24 protein-coding genes and 1 tRNA gene are annotated in these 26,035 nt (G+C 58.9%); 13 read left to right on the top strand and 12 right to left on the bottom strand.

Annotation, left to right across the window (positions count from 1 at the left end; translation table 11 throughout):
- The first annotated feature begins 65 nt into the window (after window positions 1-65).
- Both AC07VG_RS22115 and AC07VG_RS22110 read left to right on the top strand, forming a co-directional pair.
- Entirely contained in the window at window positions 66-509 is a 444-nt protein-coding gene (locus AC07VG_RS22115) for a DUF3592 domain-containing protein (RefSeq protein ID WP_495021875.1), read from the top strand.
- A gap of 4 nt (window positions 510-513) precedes the next feature.
- On the top strand, window positions 514-1,101 hold the full coding sequence (locus AC07VG_RS22110; RefSeq protein ID WP_495001182.1) for a hypothetical protein: 588 nt from the start codon (window positions 514-516) through the stop codon (window positions 1,099-1,101).
- 47 nt (window positions 1,102-1,148) lie between these two features.
- On the opposite strand, the gene AC07VG_RS22105 is transcribed toward AC07VG_RS22110, so the two are convergent.
- A complete protein-coding gene (locus AC07VG_RS22105; protein ID WP_495001181.1) occupies window positions 1,149-2,162 on the bottom strand; it encodes a LysR substrate-binding domain-containing protein in 1,014 nt (337 codons plus the stop codon).
- Window positions 2,163-2,380: 218 nt separating this feature from the next.
- Here AC07VG_RS22105 and AC07VG_RS22100 point away from each other — a divergent pair, with 218 nt between their 5' ends.
- The 6 genes from AC07VG_RS22100 (at window position 2,381) to AC07VG_RS22075 (ending at window position 9,883) form a co-directional block, all read left to right on the top strand.
- Window positions 2,381-3,304: a TAXI family TRAP transporter solute-binding subunit gene (locus AC07VG_RS22100; RefSeq protein WP_495001180.1), complete on the top strand. Its 924-nt coding sequence runs from the start codon at window positions 2,381-2,383 to the stop codon at window positions 3,302-3,304.
- A gap of 175 nt (window positions 3,305-3,479) precedes the next feature.
- Window positions 3,480-3,824, top strand: a complete 345-nt coding sequence (locus tag AC07VG_RS22095; RefSeq protein WP_495001179.1) for a CC0125/CC1285 family lipoprotein — start codon at window positions 3,480-3,482, stop codon at window positions 3,822-3,824.
- Window positions 3,825-3,847: 23 nt separating this feature from the next.
- The gene (locus AC07VG_RS22090) at window positions 3,848-4,159 is read left to right on the top strand and encodes a hypothetical protein (RefSeq protein ID WP_495001178.1); all 312 of its coding nucleotides are present in this window, start codon (window positions 3,848-3,850) and stop codon (window positions 4,157-4,159) included.
- A 213-nt stretch (window positions 4,160-4,372) separates the two neighbouring features.
- A complete protein-coding gene (locus AC07VG_RS22085) occupies window positions 4,373-5,671 on the top strand; it encodes an MFS transporter (RefSeq protein WP_495001177.1) in 1,299 nt (432 codons plus the stop codon).
- A 3-nt stretch (window positions 5,672-5,674) separates the two neighbouring features.
- A complete protein-coding gene (locus AC07VG_RS22080) occupies window positions 5,675-6,715 on the top strand; it encodes a helix-turn-helix domain-containing protein (RefSeq protein WP_495001176.1) in 1,041 nt (346 codons plus the stop codon).
- Between the two features lie 309 nt (window positions 6,716-7,024).
- Window positions 7,025-9,883 (top strand): autotransporter outer membrane beta-barrel domain-containing protein, encoded by a 2,859-nt coding sequence (locus AC07VG_RS22075; protein WP_495021874.1) that lies wholly within the window; start codon window positions 7,025-7,027, stop codon window positions 9,881-9,883.
- A 254-nt stretch (window positions 9,884-10,137) separates the two neighbouring features.
- On the opposite strand, the gene AC07VG_RS22070 is transcribed toward AC07VG_RS22075, so the two are convergent.
- The 11 genes from AC07VG_RS22070 to AC07VG_RS22020 all read right to left on the bottom strand — a co-directional run bounded on the left by AC07VG_RS22070 (window position 10,138) and on the right by AC07VG_RS22020 (window position 21,085).
- Entirely contained in the window at window positions 10,138-11,904 is a 1,767-nt protein-coding gene (locus AC07VG_RS22070) for an EAL domain-containing response regulator (protein ID WP_495001174.1), read from the bottom strand.
- On the bottom strand, window positions 11,879-12,313 hold the full coding sequence (locus AC07VG_RS22065) for a response regulator (protein ID WP_495001173.1): 435 nt from the start codon (window positions 12,311-12,313) through the stop codon (window positions 11,879-11,881). The genes AC07VG_RS22070 and AC07VG_RS22065 overlap by 26 nt, the downstream gene beginning before the upstream one ends.
- A gap of 2 nt (window positions 12,314-12,315) precedes the next feature.
- Window positions 12,316-13,773 carry a sensor histidine kinase gene (locus AC07VG_RS22060; RefSeq protein WP_495001172.1) on the bottom strand — a complete coding sequence of 486 codons (1,458 nt, stop codon included), beginning with the start codon at window positions 13,771-13,773 and terminating at the stop codon, window positions 12,316-12,318.
- 406 nt (window positions 13,774-14,179) lie between these two features.
- Entirely contained in the window at window positions 14,180-15,280 is a 1,101-nt protein-coding gene (gene ychF / locus AC07VG_RS22055; protein WP_495001171.1) for a redox-regulated ATPase YchF, read from the bottom strand.
- Window positions 15,281-15,302: 22 nt separating this feature from the next.
- Window positions 15,303-15,887: an aminoacyl-tRNA hydrolase gene (gene pth / locus AC07VG_RS22050; RefSeq protein WP_495001170.1), complete on the bottom strand. Its 585-nt coding sequence runs from the start codon at window positions 15,885-15,887 to the stop codon at window positions 15,303-15,305.
- A gap of 169 nt (window positions 15,888-16,056) precedes the next feature.
- Complete coding sequence (locus tag AC07VG_RS22045) at window positions 16,057-16,650, bottom strand: 50S ribosomal protein L25/general stress protein Ctc (protein ID WP_495001169.1); 594 nt, start codon at window positions 16,648-16,650, stop codon at window positions 16,057-16,059.
- Window positions 16,651-16,788: 138 nt separating this feature from the next.
- Window positions 16,789-17,730: a ribose-phosphate pyrophosphokinase gene (locus tag AC07VG_RS22040; RefSeq protein WP_003171603.1), complete on the bottom strand. Its 942-nt coding sequence runs from the start codon at window positions 17,728-17,730 to the stop codon at window positions 16,789-16,791.
- A gap of 46 nt (window positions 17,731-17,776) precedes the next feature.
- Window positions 17,777-17,851: transfer RNA gene (locus AC07VG_RS22035), tRNA-Gln, on the bottom strand.
- A gap of 34 nt (window positions 17,852-17,885) precedes the next feature.
- Window positions 17,886-18,737 (bottom strand): 4-(cytidine 5'-diphospho)-2-C-methyl-D-erythritol kinase, encoded by an 852-nt coding sequence (gene ispE, locus AC07VG_RS22030; RefSeq protein ID WP_495001168.1) that lies wholly within the window; start codon window positions 18,735-18,737, stop codon window positions 17,886-17,888.
- Window position 18,738: 1 nt separating this feature from the next.
- Entirely contained in the window at window positions 18,739-19,356 is a 618-nt protein-coding gene (gene lolB, locus AC07VG_RS22025) for a lipoprotein insertase outer membrane protein LolB (protein ID WP_495001167.1), read from the bottom strand.
- Window positions 19,357-19,360: 4 nt separating this feature from the next.
- Window positions 19,361-21,085 carry a tetratricopeptide repeat protein gene (locus AC07VG_RS22020; protein ID WP_495001166.1) on the bottom strand — a complete coding sequence of 575 codons (1,725 nt, stop codon included), beginning with the start codon at window positions 21,083-21,085 and terminating at the stop codon, window positions 19,361-19,363.
- Between the two features lie 184 nt (window positions 21,086-21,269).
- Between AC07VG_RS22020 and hemA the strand changes: the two genes are divergently transcribed.
- From hemA to murI, 5 genes are read left to right on the top strand one after another with little or no spacing between them, the layout of a single operon-like run.
- Entirely contained in the window at window positions 21,270-22,559 is a 1,290-nt protein-coding gene (gene hemA / locus AC07VG_RS22015) for a glutamyl-tRNA reductase (RefSeq protein WP_495001165.1), read from the top strand.
- A complete protein-coding gene (prfA, locus tag AC07VG_RS22010; protein WP_495001164.1) occupies window positions 22,556-23,638 on the top strand; it encodes a peptide chain release factor 1 in 1,083 nt (360 codons plus the stop codon). Before hemA ends, prfA begins: the two co-directional genes overlap by 4 nt.
- Window positions 23,639-24,469: a peptide chain release factor N(5)-glutamine methyltransferase gene (gene prmC, locus AC07VG_RS22005; RefSeq protein WP_495021873.1), complete on the top strand. Its 831-nt coding sequence runs from the start codon at window positions 23,639-23,641 to the stop codon at window positions 24,467-24,469.
- Window positions 24,463-25,218, top strand: a complete 756-nt coding sequence (locus tag AC07VG_RS22000) for a molybdopterin-synthase adenylyltransferase MoeB (protein ID WP_495001162.1) — start codon at window positions 24,463-24,465, stop codon at window positions 25,216-25,218. Before prmC ends, AC07VG_RS22000 begins: the two co-directional genes overlap by 7 nt.
- Complete coding sequence (gene murI, locus AC07VG_RS21995) at window positions 25,211-26,002, top strand: glutamate racemase (RefSeq protein WP_495001161.1); 792 nt, start codon at window positions 25,211-25,213, stop codon at window positions 26,000-26,002. The genes AC07VG_RS22000 and murI overlap by 8 nt, the downstream gene beginning before the upstream one ends.
- Window positions 26,003-26,035: the final 33 nt, after the last annotated feature.

Here is a 26,035-nt window from a genome sequence, read left to right as displayed (position 1 = left end):
TGCGATATAGCGAAGTTTCTTGTTATCCTGAGCGCCTCTTTCATGGACGAATACCGAGACAAGCCATGGCTAACCTCACCCCGTCACGCCTCGGGACGATACTCCAGGGACTGTTTTTTGCCCTGATTGGTATCGTCTTGTTGGGCATTGCCGTCAATCTCACGTTTGATCGACGCGAATTCCTCGCCCACGCACAGACCGCCGATGGCATCGTCAGCCACTTGAATGCCGGTGGCTCGCATCCTGAGATCGCCTTCACCGCCAGCAGTGGTGAAAAGATCTCCTACCCCCAGGGCGGCTTTATCTTCGGCTACCAGAAGGATCAGCCGGTGCGGGTGTATTACCTGCCCGAGCAGCCGGCCAGCAGCGCCACCGTCGATGACCCGGCCGCATTGTGGGGCACTCCGGGGGTACTGGGTGGTATCGGTCTGGTGTTCATTATTACCGGTCTGCTGAGGGCTATCAGCCGGCGCGGTCGCGGTGCGGTTCATTCACTTAAAGGACTTTGAACGTATGAGCTACAACATCCCGATCCCGGTCAATGAAAGTCGCTGGCAGTATCAGACCGCCAGCGGCGGCGGTCTGAGCGTGGCCCTGGTGGCGGGCAGTGGTGGTTCGATCATCCTGCGTTCGCCCCAGGGCGAGAACGTCAGCTATCGCTACGGTGGCGTCGGGGTGGGGGTCGGATTTGGCGCGCGCCTGCCGCGTTTCGGCAAGATCAATATCCAGCTCAAGGGTAAGAGCGTGGGTGCAGCCGGTGCGGCGGAGGCTTTCCCGAGTACCGGCAAGGTGTTTGTCAGCGATGCCTTGCTCAGTCGTGATCTGACCAGCGACGACATCACCGGGCCTTGCCTGTATACCGAAGTGGGGGCGGGGCTGGTGGTCGGCGGTTCGGCCACGGCGCTGTTGTTCGGACTTGATCCCAAGCTGCTGGCGTTGGCGGCGGTTCTGAGTTCCAACCCGGCAACCTCGCTCATTGCCTCCACCACGGTCAACCGGCAGTTGCTGCAGTCGGCCAAGGGGGCGGTGGTCATGGCCGGCATGAACGCTGGCGTGCAGGCCGGTGGTAGCGCCGCGATCTACATGGGCTATCTGTTCTAGTGCGATGGGCTTGTTGCTGGCTGTCCGTGCCGAGGCCAACTGACCCATCAGTTCAAAACAGACTCACTTGGAGTGCTGCCTGACGTTGATATGGCTGTCTGCGTAAGAATCCACTGGCGGAAACGCTTGATCGCCCGTTCTTCATAGCGTGCCTTTTGCGTCAGCAGGTAATACTCCCCGGCACTGGCAAGCGTTGTCGGAAACGGTCGAACCAGCTCGGTATTCAAATCAAAACTGTCGACCAGTATGGAAGGTATCAATGCGACACCCTCGCCGTCGCGCGCGGCTTGGAGGGACATGAAGTATTGGCCGAAATCGATGGCATTCTTACGTGTATCGAAATGAACGTCATGGGCGCTCAGCCAGTCCCGCCACGCATGGCGGCGGATCGCCGTATGGATGAGCGTGTGCCACTGCAAATCGGCATGTTCTTTCAACGGTGCTCCGCGCTCAAGCAAGTGCTTGCTACAGATCGGCACCAGCACATCTGGAAAGAGCATATCGGCCTGTACACCACGCCATTCTTTCACCATCTCGCCGCCAATACCCAGTTCAAGTTGTTTCGCTTGATAACACTTGCCCGGCAACGGTCCGACCTTGATCGCCATATCGACCTGCTGCGCCTGAAAATCAACGGGCTCGGTCGAGACAACTATCCGTACTTCAATATCCCGGTTCGACTGCCAGAATGAACTCAGACGCGGCATCAGCCAGAGTGAGGCGACAGTTGGCAATACACTGATGGTCAGTACTGTGCGCGCACGCCTGCCGATTGCAATCGCGCTCGCTTCCTCGATCTGTTCAAACGCCTTGCGTATCGCTTCGTAGAAGGATTGGCCCTCTTCGGTCAGTTCAATTTTTCTTGTCAGACGGATAAATAACTTGCGCTGCAGATGCTCTTCCAGCGCACGCACCTGTCGGCTGATTGCGCTCTGGGTGACGTTGAGTTCAAGCGCCGCATGGGTGAACGACAACCTACGCGCGGCGGCTTCGAAGGCACGCAGTGCGAGTAATGGAGGGAGTGCGCGCTTCATTGAAGTCTGTCGGTAAAAATCATGCATGACTCTAGCTCATGCATCGATGCCAAACAAATCGTTTGTTGCTCCCGTCGCGGGAAAATAGCATTCGCCCGGCATCAGATATACGGATGCCCGGCGAAGATCCTGGTGGGTCAAACATCGTAAATATCAATGAAAGGTGTGCTATGACAACAATGACACGCAGGCAGATCATCAAGCTCATTGGGACGGGAGTTGGGGCATCGCTAGTGATTGCGGCAATGCCTGAATCACTCCTGGCCCAGACGCGCAGCCAACTTGCTATCGGGACTGCCGGCAAAGGCGGGGTGTTTTACCCGTTGGGTAATAGTCTGGCAGCAGTGATCTCCAGGTACGCACCAGAGATCGATGCTAAAGCCGTCGTGACCAGTGGTGCCGCTGAGAATATGAAACTTCTTCAAGAGGGGAAAATTGAGCTCGCTCTCGCCCAGGCCGATGTTTCATGGGCTGCCACTCAAGGTCGGCTCGACGGCTTCCCCGAGCGAGTGCCGGTGAAAACCCTCCTGAGCACGACCTCCGGATACATGCATATCGTGACTCTCGAAGGACTGGGAATCGACACGGTAGCCGACCTGAAAGGCAAGCGCGTATCGACTGGGTTGACAGGCAGCGGGACAGAGGTCAAAGCACTTCGGGTACTGGAAGCCTATGGTGTCACGCCTGATAACCTGGGCGCACATGTCCACCAGGAATATCCGGAGGCTGCCCAGGCGCTCAAGGACGGCAAGCTTGACGCCTTCGCCTGGGATGCCACGTTGCCCGGGCCAGTGATTCTCGATCTGGCGGCAACGCCGGGGATCAAGGTTCGTCTGCTGGCCACCGGCGATGCCGTCCCCAAGATGGTCGAAAAATACGGTCCGTTCTATTTCGTGGCACCGATACCCAAGGGCACCTATCCAGGGATCGACCAGGACATTTGCGTTGCGGTTGGGAAAACACTCTTCGTGGCGCATGAGCGAATGGCGATGTCACAGGCTTATGAGATCACCAAGGCACTTCTGGAGCACGCTCCTGAACTTGCACAGACACTTCCCGCCGCAAAGGAAATCACACCTGCGCATGCTGTTTTGGGCTCGTCCATAGCCTTTCATCCTGGCGCGCTACGTTATTACCAGGAAAGCAACATTGTGTTGCCGGTATCATAATGAGGGTTAACACAGGCGCCACACAAATCGCGGCTGGGGACAAACGGTTTCCTATGTTTGATGCCCCGACGGAACACGGGTAGAACTTTGTACCCCCATACAGCCGTAAGTCAGGATAATATTCTGGCGTTTTTCAAGATATATCCACAACAATAACAAGGTCAATTCGTCATCCATGATGATTAACCCGTGGTGCCAGGCCTTACCCTGCTTGTTGCTGACAGCAGCGTTGCTGAGCGGATGCACCACTGCCTACGGACCGCATGGATTCACCGGCGGTTACACTGAAACCAAAATCGACGACAGCACCTATCGTGTCGTCTTCAACGGCAATGGGCAAACCTCGCGCGACATGGTCTGGTATTACTGGATTTATCGCTGCGCCGAATTGACCACGCAAAACGGTTATGAGTTTTTCATCCCGTCACAGAGGCAATTGAAGGCCCCGGTGCTGTCGCAAGCCGAGGCCTCCACAACCCCGCCACACCACCGTCGCAGGCGAGACCGGCGCCTGTGTTGACAGCAGAGAAATGGAATGGCTTGATGAGCTGCGATGCGAACACGAACAACGGTAAAAGCGCCTATCAGGCCAAGTTCACCATGGAAGTGAACGGCGGTACCGTCAACGCCTACCGTAAGAATGATATCGTGGTGGAAACCTTGACCGGTAACATCGCCAACAACATGCTGGACTTGCAGGGCATCGGCTACCGCATCAGCAATCCCGATGTCATCTGGCAGTTCAAATTCAACGGCGAACTCTCAGTCGGCGCTAGCGTGTATAAGGCTAAGGGCCACATGCTGAGTTCCGGCGCGCCGGTCCGGGCCTGCGATTTGATCATGACACATGGCTGAAGGCCGCGACTCCTCCCTGACCGGATGAGCGTGGAGCAGGTGCTCGGATGTGTGTGGAATCCGCAGGCACACGAAGAAAAGTGGCCGTTGTGATCGGTTCGGTGTGAAATATCACGGCCAGTTTCTGTTTTGATACTCGTACAGCGCTTTGAATTCTCTGGCATGGATTTTGCTGAGTTGGGCATGGATTTTGCTCGATAACTAAAGGCTAAAATGACCATGCTTCCCGTCTCAGTCCCAATGCCCGTCGCTGAAGAGGCCCTGCGCGCCGATGAACAGTCAAAGCGCATCATCTGGGCGGTTGCCATTGGTAACGGTTTAATCACCTACGACTTTACGGTGTACAGCTTTTCCGCTGTCATCATCGGCAAACTCTTTTTTCCATCGGGCAGCGTCCTCGTATCGCTGCTGCTTTCGCTCGCCACATTCGGCGTCGGTTTCATCATGCGTCCGCTGGGGGCGCTGCTCATCGGTAATCTGGCGGATCGCAAGGGGCGCAAGGCGGGACTGACGCTCTCGATCACGCTGATGACGCTGGGCACCGGCATCATCGCATTCACCCCGTCATACGCCTCCATCGGCTGGGCGGCAGCGCTGCTCATGGTGTTGGCAAGGCTGCTGCAGGGCTTCGCGGCGGGCGGGGAAATCGGCGTCTCTACGGCGGCCTTGATGGAGTTGGCTGAAAAAGGCCGCCGCTGTTACCTGACCAGTTGGCGGGGCACCGGCCAGGGGGTGGCCGCGCTGGCCGGCGCGTTGATCGGCGCCTGCACCACGGCAGTGCTGACGCCCGAAGCCATGCAGCTTTGGGGATGGCGGATCCCTTTCATACTGGGAATGCTGATCGGGCCGGTCGGATGGTATCTGCGACAGCAAATGACCGAGCGTCCGATGGATGCAACCTATCGCCCCTCGCTGAAGAGTATGTTCGCTCACCATCCGCGCGCGCTGTGGTTGGGGATACTGTCGATGGCGGGGCCCTCGGCGAGTGCTTACATCATGGTGTTTTACATGCCGACTTACCTGGTGACGGTATTGCATCTGCCACCCATCTTCAGTCTGCTGTGCGCCTGTCTCGCAAGCACGGTCATTTTCCTTGGCACACCGTTGCTGGGCGGTATTTCCGATCGACAACCCCGCCGCAAACCGATCCAGTACCTGCTGCTGACCGGCTGTATCCTGCTGGTTTACCCCGCGTTCCTGGCATTGACGCATGGTGTCGGAGAGATTGCTTCATTGCTCATTATCATGGGCTATGTCGCGCTGGCGTTAACCAACACCGGGCCCAGTTCGGTGATGATGCTCGAAGCTTTTCCGCGTCACCACCGGGCCACCGGCATTTCCATCATTTACGGTTTGGGCGTGGCGACTTTCGGCGGTTTTTCGCCCTTTATCGTGACCTGGCTGATCGGCGTGACCGGCAACCCGATGGCGCCCGCCTGGTATCTGCTGGCAACCTTATGCATCAGCCTGTTCGCGTTGATCCGGTTTCCCGATACCGTTCACGAAGACTGACGAATGAGCGATATGGTGTTAGATGGCATGCCGGAAAGGCGCCTGCTGTTGCCGCCGGAGCGGCCCATCCTCGCGCCTGGCATCACGTGCAGTCATTTCAGCGTGCAAGGCGATGCCAACCTGAGCTTTTTGGCCTGGCAAGAACGGATGGATCCGGTCTACGATCTGCGCCCGCCATCAGCCAAGGGCGAGGAAACCTTCGCGGCTTCGCTTTGCCGTTACTCGATCGGTCCTTTGAGCTTCTTCGATATTCACACCAGCCCGAATGTGGCCGAGCGCTCACTCGGGCGCGTGTCGACGGAGAGCGTCTGCGATCTCTCTTTTAGCCTGTTCCTGGAGGGAACGCCCGCGCACATGAAGGGTTACGCGCATTGGCTCGACACGCACCGGCCCTCGGCGCCGAGCATTCTGGTGCAGGACCTGGCTCAGCCGTGCACCATCCAGAGTTTTCATGGCCGAATGCTGATATTTTTCGTGCCGCGTGCATTGGTGGAAGAGGTCTTTCCCGATGCTGCCTCTCTGCATGGTCGACGGGTTGAAGCGACCACGCCGTTAACACGGGTGCTGGTTGCGCATCTGCTGACACTCAATCAACAGATCGTCGGTCTAAGCAAGGACGAAGCGGATAGTGCCTTTCGCACAGGGATTCAGTTGCTGGCCACGGCTTTCAGCCAGCAGGCGGGGCTTTCCGGTAACGCCCGCGCGGCGGTGCGCGCAGCCGTATATGGACAGGTGCGGCGTTATGTCGAGGCGCATCTGCACGAGCCTGATTTATCGCCCGACAGTGTCTTGCAGCAGTTGCATCTGTCGCGCGCCAGCGTCTACAGCTTGTTTGCCCATGAAGGCGGCCTGGCGGCCTATATCCGCAGCCGCAGGCTGCGTGCGGCGGCCAGTGATCTGGTCCGCTTTCCGCATCTGGCGGTAAAAGATATTGCCTTCGGGCTGGGGTTTAACAACGCATCGAGTTTTACGCGCGCATTTCGCCGAGCCTATGACATGGCTCCGCAGGATTTGCATGCCTATGCCGCTTCGCTTGGGCGTTAACTTCCAGGATTGGACACGTATTCTTCCTCGCATTGATTGTCTGCGCATGTTGCGCCGCGGTTGTCGAGGATCGCGATCTTTGACGCCAGCGATACGTCGTTTTTCCGTCGTCCCTGCGAGTCATTCCCTTTAAGAGTAAGTTGTAATGATTTATTTCAGTAACTTGGACGCACGGTCAAGGCTGTGAAAGCGGATTGAATAAACTCCGGCGAATTTAATAATTATTTCAAAAAGTGACACAGGGGAGAAAAAATGCAGTACATGACGATACGCCCATCCAGGTATCGACAGCCATCGACGGCTGGCCGCTTGACCCTATTAAGCATGTCGATAACGGCGGCGCTGGCGGCGCTGGCGCCCACGACGGCGATGGCGAGTGCGGCTCCGGTCCCGACGGTTATCTCCTCCAATACCACTAACCAGGTTTCATGGACCAATAGCGATCTCACGGTCAACAGCGGCGTCTCGGTATCCAGTGGCACGGCAGTGTCGGCAACGGGATCCTCGCTTGGCACGCTGCTCAACAACGGCAGCCTCATCGGCAGCGGTAGCGGCAATGGCATCAACAACAGCGGCAGTATTGGCGCGCTGAATAACAGCGGCCTCATCAGCGGCAGCGCTGGCAGCGGCATCTACAGCAGCGGCAGCATCACCGCGCTGACCAACAATGCTGGTGGCACCATCAGCGCCATTGGTACAGGTGTCTACAATGCTGGCAGCATCACCACGCTGACCAACAATGCTGGTGGCACCATCAGCGCCAGCGGCAGCAGCGGTATCAACAACCAGGGCACGATCGGCACGCTGATCAACAGCGGCCTTATCAGCGGCAACAACAGCGGCATCTACAGCAGTGGCAGCATCACCGCGCTGACCAACAATGTCGGTGGCACTCTCAGTGGTGGCGGCAACGGCGGCTTCCGCAACGACGGCACGATCGGCGCGCTGACCAACAATGGCCTCATCAACGGCAGCACTGCCGACGGCATGCTCAACTACGGCAGCATCACCACGCTGACCAACAATGCCGGCGCTACCATCAGCGGCTATAGTACCGGCTTCGCCAACAGCAGCAGCGGCACGATCGGCACGCTGAGCAACAGCGGCACCATCAGCGGCGGCTACTATGAGGGCATCGGCAACAACGGCAGCATCGGCACGTTGAACAACAGCGGCATCATCAGCGGCAGTAACAGCAACGCTGGTACTTTCGGCTATGGCATCGTCAACAGCGGCACGATCAGCACGCTGAACAACAGCGGTACGATCAGCGGCACTGTCAGCGGCGCCGGCACCGGCTATGGCATCGACAACAGCGGCACGATCGGTACGCTAAGCAACAGCGGCCTGATCACCGGCAGCAGCTATGCGCTTTACAACGAGGCGGCCAGCGTGCTCGGCGGCACCCCTGGCGTGATTACCAACTCAGGCACGATGGCGGGCGATATCACGAACCTCTCCAGCCAGGACCTGACCATCAACGGTGGCACGGGATTGACCTTCGGCACCCTGACCGGTTTCGGCGGCACGATCGGCACGATCAGTAATACCACCTCGAACCTGGTATTCGGTCTTGGCAATCAACTGCTTAACGACAATATCAATGTCGGCAGCTTCAACGTGTCCAACCAAGGCACGCTGCAGGTCAATAACACGATCCATATCACCGGTAATTACCAGCAGGCCGCCAACGCCAGCCTGATCCTCGGCGTGGCCAACAATGCCGTGACCACCGGTAATATCAACACCGACGCAGGCTACGGGCGCCTGGTGGTGTCCGGCAGCGCGAACGTCGCTTCGGGTTCGACGATCGGCCTGCAGAAGCTGGGCAGCTATGGTTTTGCCCAAGGCCAACGCTACGTGGTGATTCAAGCCAATTCCGCGGGGACGAATTACAACGCCGACAGCCTGCACTACACGGTTGCGGGTTTTAACGCCGCAGGTACCAGTGTGGCCGATGGCGCCAATGCCGACTTGCTGGTGACGCTGGGGACGGCGACGGCAGGGGCCACGCCGATCAATCAGGCCTCCAGCGCCAACAGCAACGCCCCCCTGACCGGGCTGTTCAATTACAGCGGTGTCGATGCCGGTCTGATGAACCTGTTCAACGCCGCCGCGGCCCTCGACTCTTCGGCCGCCGGCAACCACGCCGGGGCGCAGTTGAGCCCGACCGCGAACAGCAGTGCCGCCACCCAGGCGTCCACCGCCTCCACCGTGCAAGTCCTCAATGTCGCCGCGGCGCACCTCGATGGGTTGCGCACCGCACAGAACGACAGCGCCGGCAGCGGTGTGGCCACCGGAGAAAGCGCCCGCAACACCGGGCTCTGGGGCCAGGCCTTCGGTGGCAGTTCGCGCCTGGGCGAGCGCGACGATATTGCCGGCTACCACGCCCGCTACAGCGGCTTCCTGCTGGGCGCCGATGCCGCGCTGAACGACAGCTGGCGCGCCGGCGGCCTGTTCAGCTACACCAAGACCACGGTGAACAACGACGGCGACAACAGCGGCAGTTCCGCCGACGTGAAGTCCTACGGCCTGTTCGGTTATGCCAGCTACCAGGGCCAGCCGTGGTATCTGGACCTGTCGCTGGGTGCCATCCAGCATCAGTACGATACCCAGCGTGAAATCAGCTTCAGCGGTTTCAATGGCGCGGCCAAAGGTCAACACGATGGCATGCAGTACATTGCCTCGGCACAAGCCGGCTACCCTATCGACCTCGGCGCCTCGATGGCCAACGTCATCCTGACACCGATTGCCGGCTTGACCTACAGCACCTTGCGCCAGGACAGCTACACCGAAAGCGGCGGCAATGGCGCGGCGCTGCACCTGGATTCCAGCAACAGCACTTCGCTGAAGAGCGACCTGGGCGCCAAGTTGGAGCGTTCCTTCGCCACGTCCTACGGCAGCGTCGTGCCTTCGGCGCAACTGACCTGGCGGCATGAGTACCACGACAACGGCCTGCAATCGGTCGCCAACTACGCCGCCGATACCTCGGGCGCCACCAGCTTCACCAGCCCGGGGGCGAAACCGGTCGCCGACACCGGGGTGTTGGCACTGGGCGTGACGCTGCTGCGCAGCGAAAACCTCAGCCTGTCGGCGAAGTACACCCTGGAGGCGGCGAGCGGTTACACCGCCAATACCGGTGATGTGCAGGTGCGCTGGCAGTTCTGATCCGTTAGGTTCAACTGACCTGATAACGCCCATTGTTCAGTGATGAACAATGGGCGTTTATCTTTCGGTCGGCAGCGGATGTGGACGAAAATCCTGTGCGCATCTATCGCGATGATGAGGCTTGATGAGTCTTCGCCTGAAAGACGTCAAGCACGCCAGCGGTTTGGGGCGGTCCACGATCTTTCCATGGTAAAGCTGGTTTTATGGATATAGTTAATAGTGCCAGCAAGGTCAAAGGGGGATGGCTTTTCTGGTTATTTATTTAACAAAACCCGGCTTGTATTCCAATTGGCTATCCATCCAGCAACGAGTTTGCCCAGCATCGGATGCGCAATCCCATAACCTTGCCCCTTATGACAACCGAGCGCCAGCAGTTTGGGAACGTCGCTAAGGTTCTCTATGCCTTCGGCCACGGCTGTAGCTCCAAAGCCGTTGGCTAACTGTGCGATGGAGCGAACAATCACCCTATCACGCGAACCTTCTTTCAAATCGGTGGTAAACGCCATGTCCACTTTGATTTCCGAGACATCCATCTGGCGCAGATATTTAAATGAAGTAAACCCTGCACCGAAATCGTCGATGGAAATACGAATACCTGAGTCTATAAGTTCTTCCAGAATTTTCCTGGCCCTTTCTACGTTAGACATAAGTGCCGTTTCGGTGAGTTCTAGTGTTAGTAGCGACGTCGGAAGTCCACGGACCTTCAGTTCCTGCAAGACACGTTGCGTAAGGGTCGTGTCATCGAGCATTCGCGCAGAAATATTGACGGATATCGTTAGTGCCAAGTCCTGAGCGCGCCAAGCTTGAGCTTGGTCTAAAGCCGCGCCGAGCACCCAGTAAGTCAGTGGCCGGATCAGTGGAGATCGTTCGGCAAGAGGGATGAACACGTCAGGTGGTACGACTTTTCCGTCCTGAGTGCGCCAGCGTACAAGCGCCTCGAAACCATCAATGTCTTGGCTGCACAGGTCCATAATGGGCTGATATTCAACAAACAACTCTTGGCGGTCAAGTGCTTGTCGCAAGCGCTCGCTCTCGAGAGCTGGACATTGACGCATGGATTCCATGCCCTCCGCGTACGTCAGGTAAAGGTTGGCGCCTTTTTTTGCCGCGTACATGGCCCAATCGGCCTTAAGGAGGAGCGTTTGAACGGACTCGCCCTGCGATGGGTATAGGGCAATACCGATCGAGGACTCAATGATCACCACATGTTTGTCAACAGAGATAGGTTTGCGAATTTCCTGGGTTATCTTTTCAGCAACATGCAAAGCAACTTCTGAGGTAGAGGCTTCGGACAATACGACCGCAAACTCGTCGCCGCCAAAACGTGCGACGGTGTCGGCCCCTCGCAGAACGGATTTGATGCGCTGTGCCACGACAGTCAGCACGACATCTCCGACCCAATGTCCAAAGCTATCATTCACGTTTTTAAATAGATCAAGGTCAATCTGCATGATCGCAAACGCTTCACCCCTACGGGATGCCGTTTGCAGGTTGTTTTCTGCCCTGTCAAAAAACAACGCGCGGTTTGGTAGGCCGGTTAATGTGTCGTAAAAGCTCAGGTACTCAAGCCGCTCGCGCTCGGAACGCAATTCGCGCTCCAGCTTGATGCGGACCTGGCTATTCAGCAAAATGCTTTCTACCAGGCCTACCTGTAGATGGGTTTTGGAAATGAAGTCGTACGCACCATCCTGCATAGTTTGTACGACCAGGCGCTCATTGTCGCTTCCGGTTACTATGATGACAGGTAGATAGGGTTTCGAGCTTGATTTAATCTCGCGCAGGAGTTCTGTGCTAATGTTTTCACCAAGGTGGTAGTCTAAAAACACGCAATCAAAGTCATTCGAGACTAACAAGGAACGTGCTTTATCCAATGTCGAGGACTCAGTCACCGTACACGGGACGCTGCTTTTAGCCAAGAGGCGACAAATACGCTCGCGGTCGACATCGTCATCATCAACGAGCAAGAGGCGTATTATGCCTATCTCAACTGCCGTATCAGGCGAGTGTGATGGCTGCGTCATAGGACTTCAACAGATTGGCAAGATTGGAAAGCCTGCTGTCCAAGGCAGATTTCACTATGTAACCAGCAATGCAGTTGTGATAAGCCCGCGTGCGGTCCGCATCAGCGTCCGACGTCGTTAGCACGAACACGACCTTGGAGCGAAGTTCTTGGTCTGCGCGCAGAGCCTCGAGAAACTCAAAACCATCCATCACCGGCATGTTGAGGTCGAGCAGTACGATGGTGGATTTAGGCAGTGTCCCGTGGGGACTATTACCGCGCAGAGCAGCGAGGCCTTCGGCACCATTGGCAACCGTATAGAACGGGTAGTCAAGCCCACTTTTTTTCAGATTGCGCATAGCGGCTTCAGCCGCGACGTCATCATCTTCGATTAATAAAATCGAGAACCCGGAGTTGTGTGATTGTGCCATGGTTAGCTTGCTCCCATGTCCGGCCGAGTATTCGGCCAATTGACGCGGAAAGTGGTTCCACGCTGACCATCCTGGGATTCAACAACAATCCAGCCGCCGTGCGCTTCCGTCAGCCTCTTGGCGACAGCCAAGCCCACCCCCGAACTTTGTCGCTCACTCGACGACGCAGTTTGAAATAACTTGAAGATACGTTGTTGTGCGTGCTCAGGTATTCCGGGGCCATCATCGCCAACCGAAAATTCAATGAACTTTCCCTTGTCCAGCACGCTGATCGTCAATACACCGTGATCAAGATCATGATGTTTAACCGCGTTAGAGACCAGATTACGCATCACCGTCTCAATTGGCGTGCGCGCAGCATAGATATTGGCTGGCCCAATGTTGAGCTTGATTTCAAAACCTGCCTGCAGGGATTGCAGTTCCAATAGTTGTGAAAAAAAAGCTTGAAAGTCGATGCACGAGACTTCCGCATCCACTGAGCCAGCGCGTGCGTAAATCAATAAATCGGAAATCAGGTATTCAAGCCTTTCCACCCGGAGCCTGGCCCGATCAATATTCTTCAGCGCGCTTTCGTTGGGGGTGTCTTGAATATCCTCCTTGATCCACTCCAACAGATCGGCAATGCCCCGCAGAGGCGAGCGCAGATCATGCGAAGCAACGTACACAAATTGCTCCAATCCCTCATTGGCGCGCAGGAGCTTGACCTCGGCTTTTTTTCGTTCGGTGATATCAACAATAGTCGCCATGACCTGGCGCCCATCGAACAAATCAAGCGGATTCAGACCAATCTCGACAGGGAATTCAGTTCCATCAAAACGGGCCGCATAAAGGTCACGCCCTGCTCCCATCGATCGGGTGGTGGGGTTAATGAAAAAACTTCTCACCTTTTCAGGGTGGCTCATACGCATTCGCGCGGGTAACAAAATTTCAATGGGTTGGCCGATCAGTTCATGGCGCGAATAACCAAATAGGCGTTCAATCTGACAGTTAACCAAGGTAATACGCGCATTTTCATCGATCATCACAATGCCGGTTGGAGAGGCTTCCACGACAGCATTGAACTGATCACGGGTGCGGGCACGCAGCTTCTCAGCATTTTTGCGCTCGGTGATATCCACAATAGTAGCAAGGACATGAAGGCCTTCTTCAGTGTCCACGGGGGTCAGGCCAATTTCTACTGGAAACTCGCTTCCATCGCTTCGGGCCGCGTACAGGTCACGTCCAGCGCCCATGGAACGGACAGAAGGGCTATTGAAAAAAGCGCGTACTTTCGCCGGGTGAGTCGGACGTAGGGACTGAGGCAGCAGTAACTCTATCGGTTGCCCTAGCAGTTCTGATTCAGCATAGCCAAATACGCCCAACAGATGCCGGTTCACCAGGACGATGTCACCCTTGGGGTCGACCATAACGATACCCGTCGGCGCTGCATCAACGACAAGTCTGAAATGATCATAATGCATGCCATTAGTCATCGCCGTCCCTTTACAAAGCCTCGAAAGCTTTCCATGGTTAAACATTTTGATGACTTTAGCCGGTTGTCAAAGGTGTAGCTTGACGCCTGCGGCTTGTACGACGGGTAGCTGCTCTTCTAGCTACCCCCGATGGGTATGGCATCCTCCAGCTAATGGAGTAGAGCATAGCGCAATGCCAGCAAACCTCGGTGCAAGTCCTCAAATTTAATAAATACGTGCTTACCCGCTCAGCAAAGATCACCAGTCAGGGCCGGGCTGAGCTGAAAAGACGAGCTCGCCGTCCAGGATCCCCCAGAGCCCCCGTCGCAGAGCTACTCGATTAAACGGATAAAAAAACCCCCGTATCACTGCGTGAGTACGGGGGTTTAGTGTCCGCCGGAATCCGGCTGCGCGCTTACACGTTGAAGCGGAAGTGCATCACATCACCGTCCTTGACGATGTATTCCTTGCCTTCCAAGCGCCATTTACCGGCTTCCTTGGTCCCGGCTTCGCCCTTGTACTGGATGAAGTCGTTGTAGGCGATCACTTCGGCGCGGATAAAGCCTTTCTCGAAGTCGGTGTGGATCACACCGGCAGCCTGTGGCGCGGTCGCACCGACACGCACGGTCCAGGCGCGGACTTCCTCGACGCCAGCAGTGAAGTAGGTCTGCAGGTGGAGCATTTCGTAGCCGGCACGGATCACACGGTTCAAGCCGGGTTCTTCAAGGCCCAGGGCTTCGAGGAACATGTCCTTCTCTTCACCGTCATCAAGCTCGGCGATTTCCGCTTCGATCTTGTTGCACACCGGCACCACCACCGCGCCTTCTTCCTCGGCAATGGCCCTGACCACGTCCAGCAGCGGGTTGTTCTCGAAGCCGTCTTCGGCGACGTTGGCGATGTACATGACCGGCTTGGTGGTCAGCAGGTGGAAGCCGCGGATCACCGCTTTCTCGTCGTCGCTCATGCTCTTCATCAGGCTGCGCGCCGGCTTGCCTTCGGTGAAGTGGGCGATCAATTGCTCCAGCAGGCCCTTCTGCACCACGGCGTCCTTGTCACCGCCCTTGGCGTTGCGGGTGACTTTCTGCAGTTGCTTCTCGCAGCTGTCGAGGTCGGCGAAGATCAGTTCCAGGTCGATGATCTCGATGTCGCGCTTGGGGTCGACGCTGTTGGAGACGTGAATCACGTTCTCGTCTTCGAAGCAGCGGACCACGTGGGCGATGGCATCGGTCTCGCGGATGTTGGCGAGGAACTTGTTGCCCAGGCCTTCACCCTTCGAAGCCCCGGCGACGAGGCCGGCAATGTCGACGAATTCCATGGTGGTCGGCAGGATGCGCTTGGGCTTGACGATCTCGGCCAGGGCCTGCAGGCGCGGGTCAGGCATCGGCACGATACCGCTGTTCGGCTCGATGGTGCAGAAGGGGAAGTTCTCCGCCGCGATACCGGATTTGGTCAGGGCGTTGAACAGGGTGGATTTGCCGACGTTGGGCAGGCCGACGATGCCGCAGTTGAATCCCATGGTGTTTCCCCTCGGGTAAGAGTCAGGCCTTCTGGCTGTGCAGGTTTTTCATCGCGCGGTTCCATTCCCCGGCGAGGATATCCGGCAGCACGCCGAGGGCAAAATCGATGCTGGCATCGAGCTTTTCCTGTTCGGCGCGTGGCGCACGACCCAGGACGAAATTTGAAACCATACTGGCAACGCCCGGGTGGCCAATGCCAAGCCGCAGGCGGTGAAAGGTATTCTGGTTGCCGAGCTGCGCGATGATGTCACGCAGGCCGTTGTGCCCGCCGTGTCCGCCGCCCTGTTTGAGCTTGGCGACGCCGGGAGGCAGGTCCAGTTCGTCGTGGGCCACCAGGATTTCTTCAGGCGTGATGCGGAAGAATCCAGCCAATGCCGAAACGGCCTGGCCGCTACGGTTCATGTAGGTGGTGGGGATCAACAGACGAACGTCCTGACCCTGGTGATTGAAGCGCCCGGTCAGGCCGAAATATTTGCGATCGGCCACCAGGTTGACACCTTGGGCGTGGGCGATGCGCTCAACAAAAAGGGCCCCCGCGTTATGCCGGGTCTGTTCGTATTCGGGGCCTGGATTTCCCAGGCCAACGATCAGTTTGATGGCAGTCACGACAGGGGCCCTTCCTAGGAGTTGTGGATAACATCGGCGCTACTCAGGTAGCGGCGAAAGTGGACGAAACGCGCTCATTTACATGATGCAAACTTCGCGATCCCGCCCGCTTTACTCGCTACTTGCCAGCTCGCGATGTTTCCATGACTCCAACGTTACGGAGTAAATATTACTCGGCAGCGTCAGCTTCCGGTGCAACACGTGGCGCGTGAACGTTGGCAACAGCCAGGTCGTTACCGTGAGCCAGTGCGACGAACTCAACGCCTTTCGGAGCTTTGAGGTCCGACAGGTGAATGATCGAACCGACTTCGGCGTCAGCCAGGTCGACTTCGATGAACTCAGGCAGATCTTTTGGCAGGCAGGTCACTTCGACTTCGGCCACAACGTGGGAAATCTCGCCGCCTTTCTTGATGGCTGCCGCTTCGTTGACGAAGTGCACAGGCACGTGAGCGGTCAGTTTCTGACCGGCCACAACGCGCACGAAGTCTGCGTGCAGCACGTGGCCTTTGGCCGGGTGACGTTGCAGGGCTTTGATGATCACGTTTTGCTTGGTGCCGCCAACGTTCAGCTCGATGATGTGGCTGTAAGCCGCTTCGTTTTCGAGCAGTTTGGCAACTTCTTTGGCCAGCATGCTGATGGATTCAGGGGCTTTTTCGCCACCGTAAACTACAGCTGGAACCAGGCTAGCGAGACGACGCAGGCGGCGGCTCGCACCTTTCCCCAGGTCGGAACGCACTTCAGCATTCAGGGTAAATTCGTTCATGTTGACTCTCCAAATTAACCACATCCACCCTAGCGTTTGCGACCAGCGCTAAAGGCGGTATGGGCAAAAAAGCCCCGCCCCAACAGGTGTTGGGGCGGGGCGCTTTTCGTCAGCGAGACATCCGAAAGGGCAGGGCCCTTAGCGGAACATCGCGCTGATCGATTCTTCGTTGCTGATGCGGCGAACCGCTTCGGCGACTACCGGTGCGATATCCAGTTGACGGATACGCGCACAGGCTTGTGCGGCAGCGGACAGCGGGATGGTGTTGGTCACCACCAGCTCGTCCAGCACGGAATTTTCAATATTCTCGATCGCGCGACCCGACAGCACAGGGTGTGTGCAGTAGGCAAAGACCTTGGCAGCGCCATGTTCCTTGAGGGCTTTCGCCGCGTGGCACAGGGTGCCGGCGGTATCGACCATGTCATCGACGAGAATACAGGTGCGGCCTTCGACGTCACCGATGATGTGCATCACTTCGGAGTGGTTGGCCTTCTCACGACGTTTGTCGATGATGCCCAGATCCACGCCCAGCGACTTGGCAACGGCCCGTGCACGCACGACGCCACCAATGTCCGGAGACACGATCATCAGATTTTCGAAGCGTTGGTCTTCGATGTCATCCACCAGAACGGGGGAGCCGTAGATGTTATCTACCGGAATATCGAAGAAACCCTGGATCTGGTCTGCGTGCAGGTCAACCGTGAGAACACGGTCGATGCCGACGACGGTGAGCATGTCAGCGACGACTTTCGCGCTGATAGCCACACGCGCGGAACGCGGACGGCGATCCTGACGGGCATAACCAAAGTAAGGGATCACCGCAGTGATTCGAGTGGCTGAGGAACGGCGGAAGGCATCTGCCATCACGACGAGTTCCATCAGGTTATCGTTGGTCGGAGCGCAAGTCGGCTGAATGATAAAGACGTCTTTACCGCGGACGTTTTCATTAATCTCAGCGGTAATTTCGCCGTCGGAAAACTTGCCGACAGAGATGTCACCGAGTGGGATATGCAGCTGACGTACGACACGTCGAGCCAGATCGGGGTTGGCGTTCCCCGTAAAGACCATCATCTTGGACACGCGCAGTACCTGAAGGCTGAGGGTAACCTGGATGAGTATAGGAAAATGGCAGGGGCGGCTGGATTCGAACCAACGCATGGCAGGATCAAAACCTGCTGCCTTACCGCTTGGCGACGCCCCTGTATCTGTTGCAACGAGTACCCAGTACTCGATTCCTAGAGCAGACTCTGCAGCTTGCGATGCAACATCGAAACATTGCTTCCCTTTGCCACAAACCCTGTTTGGGTCTCTGTAAGAAGGGCCGAGACTTTATCAGCTTCAGCTTTGTTTGGGAAGGCCCCAAACACACAACTTCCAGTTCCGGTTAACTTTGCTTCGGTAAATTTACCTAACAAATTCAAAGCGTTACGTACCTCTGGATAACGCCTTGCGACAACCGGCAAGCAGTCATTACGACTGTTTCCCTTGGGAACGGGGCGCACTTTAATGGGCGCAGAGTCACGTGTCAACAGCGGATCGGAAAAAATTTCTGCTGTACTTACAGAGACTTGCGGAACGAGCACGACATACCAGGGTTCTTCGGGGTCTACCGGGGTGAGTTTTTCCCCCACGCCCTCGGCGAAAGCCGCGTGTCCACGGACGAAAACCGGGACGTCGGCGCCCAGTGTCAGGCCCAGCGCGGCCAGGCGATCTTCGTCCCAACCCAGGTGCCAGAGGTGATTGAGGCCGAGCAGGGTGGTCGCGGCATTCGAGCTGCCGCCACCGATGCCGCCGCCCATGGGCAGGATTTTTTCGATCCAGATATCCATGCCCTGGGAGCAAGCCGATTGTTCCTGGAGTTTCTTCGCGGCGCGCACGATCAGGTTGCTGTCGTGGGGCACGCCCGGGAATTCAGTGTGCAACTGGATCACACCGTCGTCACGCACGGCAAAGCTCAGTTCGTCGCCGTAGTCGAGAAACTGAAACAAGGTCTGCAGCTCGTGATAGCCGTCTTCACGGCGACCGAGGATGTGCAGCATCAGGTTGAGCTTGGCCGGCGAGGGCAGCGTCAGGCGTGCGGCGCTCATCTCACTGCCCCAGCTGGCGCGGCTGCCAGTCCTTGATTACCAGGGTCACGTCGAGGTCGCGACCGTGCAGCTTGACGCGCTCGGGCAACCAGTAACCGTTCTGCTCGCTGTAGCTCAGGTACTCGACCTGCCAGCCATCCTGTTCCAGGGAAGCCAGGCGGCTGTCGCTGTCCAGGTTCAGGCGGCTCTTGCTGTCAGGCGCGGGGAGACCGCGGACCCACCAGACCAGATGGGACACTGGCAGCTCCCAGCCCAATTGCTCCTGGAGCAGGGCCTCGGGGCTGGTGGCGGCATAGCGGCCCTGGTTGGCAACCTCCAGGGTCACCTGGCCGGGACGCCCGGTCAGGCGCGCGGCGCCGCGACCCAGCGGGCCGGACAGGCGGATATCGTAGTAATCCTGGCGTTGCAGCCAGAACAGGGTGCCGCTGCCGGAATCCTTCGGTGCGCGGATACCGACCTTGCCATTGATCTGCCAGCCGTCGAGGCTGCTCAATTGCTGTTTGTGTTTGGCCCAGAGGGCCGGGTCACCGTGACCTTCGACCGATTCACGGGCACCGAAGCCCGCACAACCGGCGAGCAGGGCGATCAGGCTGAAAACAACGAGGTGGCGCAAAAACATAAGCTTAAAGAGTCTCGGAACCGGTCAGGCGCTTGATGGTGCTGCGCAGGAGGGGGCTGTCGGGCTGGTCCTTGAGGAACTTGCCCCAGATTTGCTTGGCTTCGCGCTGCTTGCCGTTGGCCCACAGGACTTCACCCAGGTGCGCGGCGACTTCCTGGTCGGGGAAACGCTCAAGGGCTTGGCGCAGCAGGCGTTCGGCTTCGTCGAGGTTGCCCAGGCGGAAATTCACCCAGCCGAGGCTGTCGAGCACGGCCGGATCTTCCGGGTTCAGCTGGTGGGCCTTCTCGATCAGCTCCTTGGCCTCGGCATAGCGGGTGGTGCGGTCCGACAGGGTGTAGCCGAGGGCGTTCAGCGCCATGGCATTGTCCGGTTCGCGCTTGAGGATGGCGCGCAGGTCTTTCTCCATCTGTGCCAGATCGTTACGCTTTTCCGCCTGCATGGCACGGGTGTAAAGCAGGTTGAGGTCGTCTGGATACTGCAACAGGGCCTTTTGCAGGACGCTCCAGGCACGATCACCCTGATGGTTGGCGGAAAGAATCTCGGCCTCGATCAGGTAGAGCTGGATCGCGTAGTCCGGCTGCTCGTCGCGGGCCGTCTTGAGTTTGCTCGAGGCCTCGGCGCCGCGCCCGGTGGTGACCAGGATATCGGTCTGGCGCAGTTGCGCCGGCAGGTAATCGTTGCCCGGCCCGACTTGCCCGTATTCATCCAGGGCGGTCTGCAGGTCGTTGTGTTCTTCGGCGATGCGGCCCAGGTTCAGGTGCGCCGAGTCGACATGGCTGTCGCGGGTAATCAGTTCTTCCAGGTAACCCTTGGCTTCATCCCAGGCCTTGGCCTCGAGGCAGACGAGTGCCAGGGAGAAACGCAACTCATCGTCTTCCGGGTATTGCTGCACCAGGCTGGAGAACTGGGTCTTGGCGTCGGCCATGCGGTCCTGTTCCACCAGCATCCGCGCATAGGTCAGTCGCAGGCGCTTGTCGTCCGGGTAATGCTTGATGCTTTTTTCCAGGATCGGCAAGGCTTCCTTGCCGCGGTTCAGCACTTGCAGCAAGCGTGCGCGCAGCAGGATCGGGGCGATTTCGCCGTCTTCCGGCGGGTTTTTCTCCAGCAGTGTCAAGGCGCCCTGGGTATCGCCATCCTGTTGCAGCAACAGGGCCTTGCCGAAAATCAGCTGGCTGTTCTTCGGGTGCTTGAGCAGCAGGCGGTCGAAACTTTTCTTCAGGCCGTTGCGGGTGTCCTGGTCGGTGTCGGCGGCCGACAGGGCGAGAAAGTCGAAATGGGTATCGCCCTTGCCTTGCAGGACCTTCTCCATATAGACCATGGAGTCGTCATAACGCCCGCTGCGCGCCAGCTGGATGGCCGCCGCGCGTTGCGCCTCAAGGTCGTTCGGGGCGTTTTTCGACCAGATCAGCGAGGTATCGAGGGCGGCCTGGTCGGCGCCCAGGTACTCGGCAATGCGGAAGGCCCGCTCGGAAATCCCCGGATCCTGGGTGTTGATCGCCTGGGTCACGTAGTTATCCAGCGCGATATCGAAACGATTTCGCTGTCCGGCCAACTCCGCGCTCAACAGGCTGAACACCGTATCTTCGGTGAACGAGCTGTAGACCTTGGGCTTTTCCGGGGCCGGAGTGGTGTCTTCAGCCGGTGGCGTACGCCCCGGCAACACGGGTGCCAAGACCTGACAGCCGCTGAGGAAGACAAAAGCGAGGAGCAACGCGGAGGATCTATTCATATAGGAGAAGGACGACTTACCTGCGGGTCGGGTCATCATGACACAAGCGGTGGGCAGAACCATACCCGAGACGCTCACCAGACACTTATAGCAACGTTACATTAGGACAATAGTCGGCAATGGTTGTTCTGAATCAGTCGAAGGTGGACAATTGTCGGCTTCCCGACATCATCAGCGACCCTGAATGGCCTTCCTCGCACTCGGCATCAACCACAAGACGGCGTCCGTAGACGTGCGCGAGCGCGTGGCTTTTACCCCCGAGCAATTGGTGGAGGCCCTGCAGCAGCTGTGTCGCCTCACCGACAGCCGCGAAGCCGCGATCCTCTCCACCTGCAACCGCAGTGAACTGTATATCGAGCAGGAGCACATTACCGCGGACTCGGTCCTGCGCTGGCTGGCCGATTATCACCACCTGAGCCTCGAAGAACTGCGGGCCTGCGCCTATGTGCACGAAGACGATGCCGCCGTTCGTCATATGATGCGCGTGGCCTCGGGCCTGGATTCGCTGGTTCTGGGCGAGCCGCAGATTCTCGGCCAGATGAAGTCGGCCTATGCCGTGGCGCGGGAGGCGGGAACCGTTGGTCCGTTGCTCGGGCGCCTGTTCCAGGCCACGTTCAGCGCCGCCAAGCAGGTGCGCACCGACACCGCCATCGGCGAGAACCCGGTGTCGGTGGCCTTTGCCGCCGTCAGCCTGGCCAAACAGATTTTCAGCGATCTGCAGCGCAGCAGCGCGTTGTTGATCGGCGCCGGCGAAACCATCACCCTGGTCGCCCGCCACCTGCACGAGCAGGGCGTCAAGCGTATCGTGGTGGCCAACCGGACCCTGGAGCGGGCGAAGATCCTCGCTGAAGAGTTCGGTGCCCATGCGGTGCTGTTGGCCGATATTCCCCAGGAGCTGGTGCACAGCGACATCGTCATCAGTTCCACCGCCAGCCAGTTGCCGATCCTCGGCAAGGGCGCGGTGGAAAGTGCCTTGAAGCTGCGCAAGCACAAGCCGATCTTCATGGTGGACATCGCCGTTCCCCGGGATATCGAGCCGGAAGTCGGCGAGTTGGACGACGTTTACCTCTACAGCGTCGACGATCTCCACGAAGTGGTCGCCGAGAACCTGAAGAGCCGCCAGGGCGCCGCGCAAGCCGCCGAAGAACTGGTGAGCAGCGGTGTCGACGATTTCATGGCGCGCCTGCGCGAGCTGGCCGCGGTGGATGTATTGCGCGCCTACCGCCAGCAGAGCGAGCGCCTGCGCGACGAAGAATTGCTGAAGGCGCAGCGGCTGCTGGCCAATGGCGGCAGCGCCGAGGAGGTGCTGATGCAACTGGCTCGCGGCCTGACCAACAAGTTGATGCATGCGCCCAGCGTGCAACTGAAAAAGTTGTCCGCCGAAGGCCGCCTCGATGCGCTGGCCATGGCCCAGGAACTCTTTGCCCTCGGTGAGGGCTCATCGGATAGCTTTTCGGATAAGAAACCGCAATGAAAGCGTCACTGCTCAATAAGCTGGACATCCTCCAGGACCGTTTCGAGGAACTGACCGCCTTGCTTGGCGATGGCGAAGTCATTTCCGATCAGAATAAGTTCCGCGCCTATTCCAAGGAGTACGCCGAAGTCGAGCCGATTGTCACGGCCTACAAACTGGTGTTGAAGGTGCAGTCCGACCTCGAGGGCGCCCAGGCGCTGCTCAAGGACAGCGATCCGGACATGCGTGAAATGGCCGTCGAGGAAGTCCGCGAAGCCAAGGAGCAACTGCTCGAACTGGAGGGCAACCTGCAACGCATGTTGCTGCCCAAGGACCCGAATGACGGCCGCAACGTGTTTCTCGAAATCCGCGCCGGCACCGGCGGCGACGAGGCGGCGATCTTCTCCGGCGACCTGTTCCGCATGTACTCGCGGTATGCCGAGCGGCGCGGCTGGCGCCTGGAGATCCTTTCGGAAAACGTCGGCGAGCATGGCGGCTATAAAGAAGTCATTGCCCGGGTCGAAGGCGACAACGTCTACGGCAAGCTGAAATTCGAATCCGGTGCCCACCGCGTCCAGCGCGTGCCGGCCACCGAATCCCAGGGGCGCATCCACACTTCGGCCTGCACGGTCGCGGTACTGCCCGAGCCGGACGAACAGGAAGCCATCGAGATCAACCCGGCGGACCTGCGCATCGACACCTATCGCTCCTCCGGCGCCGGTGGTCAGCACGTCAACAAGACCGACTCGGCGATCCGCATCACCCACTTGCCTTCGGGCATCGTGGTCGAATGTCAGGAAGAGCGTTCCCAGCACAAGAACCGGGCGCGCGCCATGTCCTGGCTGTCGGCCAAGCTCAACGACCAGCAGACCAGCGCCGCGGCCAACGCCATCGCCAGCGAGCGCAAGCTGCTGGTAGGCTCGGGCGACCGCTCCGAACGTATCCGTACCTACAACTTCCCCCAGGGCCGGGTCACCGACCATCGTGTCAACCTGACCCTGTATTCCCTGGATGAAGTCCTGGCCGGGGGGGTGGAAGCCGTTATCGAGCCGCTGTTGGCCGAATACCAGGCCGATCAACTGGCCGCCTTGGGTGATTGAATGACCATTATTGCCAGCTTGCTGCGCGCCGCCGAACTGCCTGACTCGCCGAGCGCGCGCCTGGATGCCGAACTGCTGTTGGCGGCCGCCCTGGGCAAGTCCCGCAGTTACCTGCACACCTGGCCGGAAAAGATCGTCAGCAGCGAAGCCGCGCTGGCCTTTTCCGACTTCCTGCTACGCCGTCGTGGTGGCGAGCCGGTGGCTTATATTCTCGGCCAGCAGGGTTTCTGGAAACTGGACCTGGAAGTCGCGCCGCATACCCTGATTCCCCGTCCGGACACCGAGCTGCTGGTGGAAGCGGCCCTTGAGCGGCTGCCGGCGACCCCGGCACAGGTGCTCGACCTGGGCACCGGCAGCGGGGCGATTGCCCTGGCCCTGGCCAGCGAGCGTCCGGCCTGGCGAGTGACCGCGGTGGACCGCGTGCCGGAAGCCGTCGCCCTGGCCGAACGCAATCGCCAGCGCCTGGGCCTGGACAACGCCACGGTGTTGAGCAGCCATTGGTTCAGCGCCCTGGACGGTCAGCGTTTCCATCTGATCATCAGCAACCCGCCGTACATTGCCGCGAGCGACCCGCATCTGGCCCAGGGCGATGTGCGTTTCGAGCCCGCCAGCGCCCTGGTGGCCGGTGCCGACGGCCTGGACGATCTGCGTTTGATCATCGCCCAGGCCCCGGTGTACCTGGAGGCCGATGGTTGGTTGATGCTCGAACACGGTTACGATCAGGCCGAAGCCGTTCGTGCGTTGCTCTCGGCGCAGGGTTTCAGCGACGTTCACAGCCGTACTGACCTGGGCGGCCATCAACGCATCAGTCTGGGGTGCCTATCGTGCTGAGCGACCAGGAGCTGTTGCGCTATAGCCGGCAGATCCTGTTGCAACAGGTCGATATCGACGGCCAGTTGCGTCTGAAAAACAGCCGGGTACTGATCGTCGGCCTGGGCGGCCTCGGCGCTCCAGTGGCGCTTTACCTGGCCGCCGCCGGCGTCGGTGAACTGCACCTGGCGGACTTCGACACGGTCGAGCTGACCAACCTGCAGCGTCAGATCATCCACGACACCACCAGCATCGGTTCGAGCAAGGTCGACTCGGCGCTGCGGCGGCTGGCGGCGATCAATCCTGAAGTGACCCTGGTCGCCCATCGCCAGGCCCTCGACGCCGATTCCCTCGGTGTCGCGGTGGCGGCGGTGGACCTGGTGCTCGATTGCTGCGACAACTTCGCCACCCGCGAAGCGGTGAACGCGGCCTGTGTCGCCGCCGGCAAGCCGCTGGTGAGCGGTGCGGCGATTCGCCTCGAAGGGCAACTTTCGGTGTTCGACCCACGTCGTCCGGAAAGCCCTTGTTATCACTGCTTGTACGGGCACGGCAGCGAAGCTGAGCTGACCTGCAGCGAGGCCGGCGTCATCGGTCCGCTGGTGGGCCTGGTTGGTAGCCTGCAAGCGCTGGAAGCCTTGAAGCTGCTGGCCGGTTTCGGCGCGCCGCTGGTCGGCCGCCTGCTGCTGATCGATGCCCTGGGCACGAAATTCCGTGAGCTGCGGGTCAAGCGCGATCCGCAGTGCAGCGTCTGTGGTGGCGGCGATGCGTGACGCACCGATCGCGGTCATCGACTCTGGCGTCGGCGGTTTGTCGGTGCTCAAGGAAATCCAGGCGCTGTTGCCCAATGAGTCGCTGTTCTATGTCGCCGACTGCGGGCATATCCCCTACGGTGAAAAAAGCCCGGAGTACATTCGCCAGCGCTGCTCGGTGATCGCTGACTTCTGTCGTGAGCAAGGCGCCAAGGCACTGGTGATTGCCTGCAATACCGCGACGGTGGCCGCGGCTGCCGATTTGCGCCTGCGTTACCCGGATTGGCCGTTGGTGGGCATGGAGCCGGCGGTCAAACCCGCGGCGGCGGCCACCCGCAGTGGCGTGGTCGGCGTGCTGGCCACCACCGGGACTTTGCAAAGCGCCAAGTTCGCTGCCTTGCTCGATCGTTTTGCCAACGATGTACGGGTGATCACCCAGCCTTGCCCGGGCCTGGTGGAAATGATCGAAGACGGGGATTTGCACAGCGAGGCCTTGCGCCAGTTGCTACGCTACTATGTCGACCCTTTGCTGGCGGCGGGCTGCGACACCATTATCCTCGGCTGCACCCACTATCCCTTCCTCAAGCCGCTGCTGCTGGAGATGATTCCGCCGTCCATCAGCCTGATCGACACCGGCGCCGCCGTGGCCCGGCAACTTCAGCGTCTGCTGGAAGCGCGCGACCTGCTATCACCGGGACCTGTGCGCGAAGCGCAATTCTGGACCAGCGCCGACCCGGATCATTTCAGGAAAATTCTGCCAATGCTCTGGCAGAAGTCCGGCGTTGTGCAAAGCTTTACAGGGTAAACGTCGGCGTAGAGCGGCGAATCCCCGTGAGCT

The organism is Pseudomonas sp. GW821-FHT03C07, assembly GCF_059420925.1.
Note: the sequence above shows the minus strand (reverse complement) of the source record. Positions and strands in the feature narration are given on the sequence as shown.

Excerpts from the sequence above, each read along its gene's own strand:
- prmC (WP_495021873.1), top strand. The coding sequence starts at position 23,639 with ATGACCATTATTGCCAGCTTGCTGCGCGCCGCCGAACTGCCTGACTCG.
- hemA (WP_495001165.1), top strand. The coding sequence starts at position 21,270 with ATGGCCTTCCTCGCACTCGGCATCAACCACAAGACGGCGTCCGTAGAC.
- prfA (WP_495001164.1), top strand. The coding sequence starts at position 22,556 with ATGAAAGCGTCACTGCTCAATAAGCTGGACATCCTCCAGGACCGTTTC.
- lolB (WP_495001167.1), bottom strand. The coding sequence starts at position 19,356 with ATGTTTTTGCGCCACCTCGTTGTTTTCAGCCTGATCGCCCTGCTCGCC.
- AC07VG_RS22080 (WP_495001176.1), top strand. The coding sequence starts at position 5,675 with ATGAGCGATATGGTGTTAGATGGCATGCCGGAAAGGCGCCTGCTGTTG.
- AC07VG_RS22090 (WP_495001178.1), top strand. The coding sequence starts at position 3,848 with ATGAGCTGCGATGCGAACACGAACAACGGTAAAAGCGCCTATCAGGCC.
- ychF (WP_495001171.1), bottom strand. The coding sequence starts at position 15,280 with ATGGGATTCAACTGCGGCATCGTCGGCCTGCCCAACGTCGGCAAATCC.
- AC07VG_RS22095 (WP_495001179.1), top strand. The coding sequence starts at position 3,480 with ATGATGATTAACCCGTGGTGCCAGGCCTTACCCTGCTTGTTGCTGACA.
- ispE (WP_495001168.1), bottom strand. The coding sequence starts at position 18,737 with ATGAGCGCCGCACGCCTGACGCTGCCCTCGCCGGCCAAGCTCAACCTG.
- AC07VG_RS22085 (WP_495001177.1), top strand. The coding sequence starts at position 4,373 with ATGACCATGCTTCCCGTCTCAGTCCCAATGCCCGTCGCTGAAGAGGCC.
- AC07VG_RS22020 (WP_495001166.1), bottom strand. The coding sequence starts at position 21,085 with ATGAATAGATCCTCCGCGTTGCTCCTCGCTTTTGTCTTCCTCAGCGGC.
- AC07VG_RS22115 (WP_495021875.1), top strand. The coding sequence starts at position 66 with ATGGCTAACCTCACCCCGTCACGCCTCGGGACGATACTCCAGGGACTG.
- AC07VG_RS22105 (WP_495001181.1), bottom strand. The coding sequence starts at position 2,162 with ATGCATGATTTTTACCGACAGACTTCAATGAAGCGCGCACTCCCTCCA.
- AC07VG_RS22045 (WP_495001169.1), bottom strand. The coding sequence starts at position 16,650 with ATGAACGAATTTACCCTGAATGCTGAAGTGCGTTCCGACCTGGGGAAA.
- AC07VG_RS22100 (WP_495001180.1), top strand. The coding sequence starts at position 2,381 with ATGCCTGAATCACTCCTGGCCCAGACGCGCAGCCAACTTGCTATCGGG.
- murI (WP_495001161.1), top strand. The coding sequence starts at position 25,211 with ATGCGTGACGCACCGATCGCGGTCATCGACTCTGGCGTCGGCGGTTTG.
- AC07VG_RS22110 (WP_495001182.1), top strand. The coding sequence starts at position 514 with ATGAGCTACAACATCCCGATCCCGGTCAATGAAAGTCGCTGGCAGTAT.
- AC07VG_RS22065 (WP_495001173.1), bottom strand. The coding sequence starts at position 12,313 with ATGGCACAATCACACAACTCCGGGTTCTCGATTTTATTAATCGAAGAT.
- AC07VG_RS22060 (WP_495001172.1), bottom strand. The coding sequence starts at position 13,773 with ATGCATTATGATCATTTCAGACTTGTCGTTGATGCAGCGCCGACGGGT.
- AC07VG_RS22070 (WP_495001174.1), bottom strand. The coding sequence starts at position 11,904 with ATGACGCAGCCATCACACTCGCCTGATACGGCAGTTGAGATAGGCATA.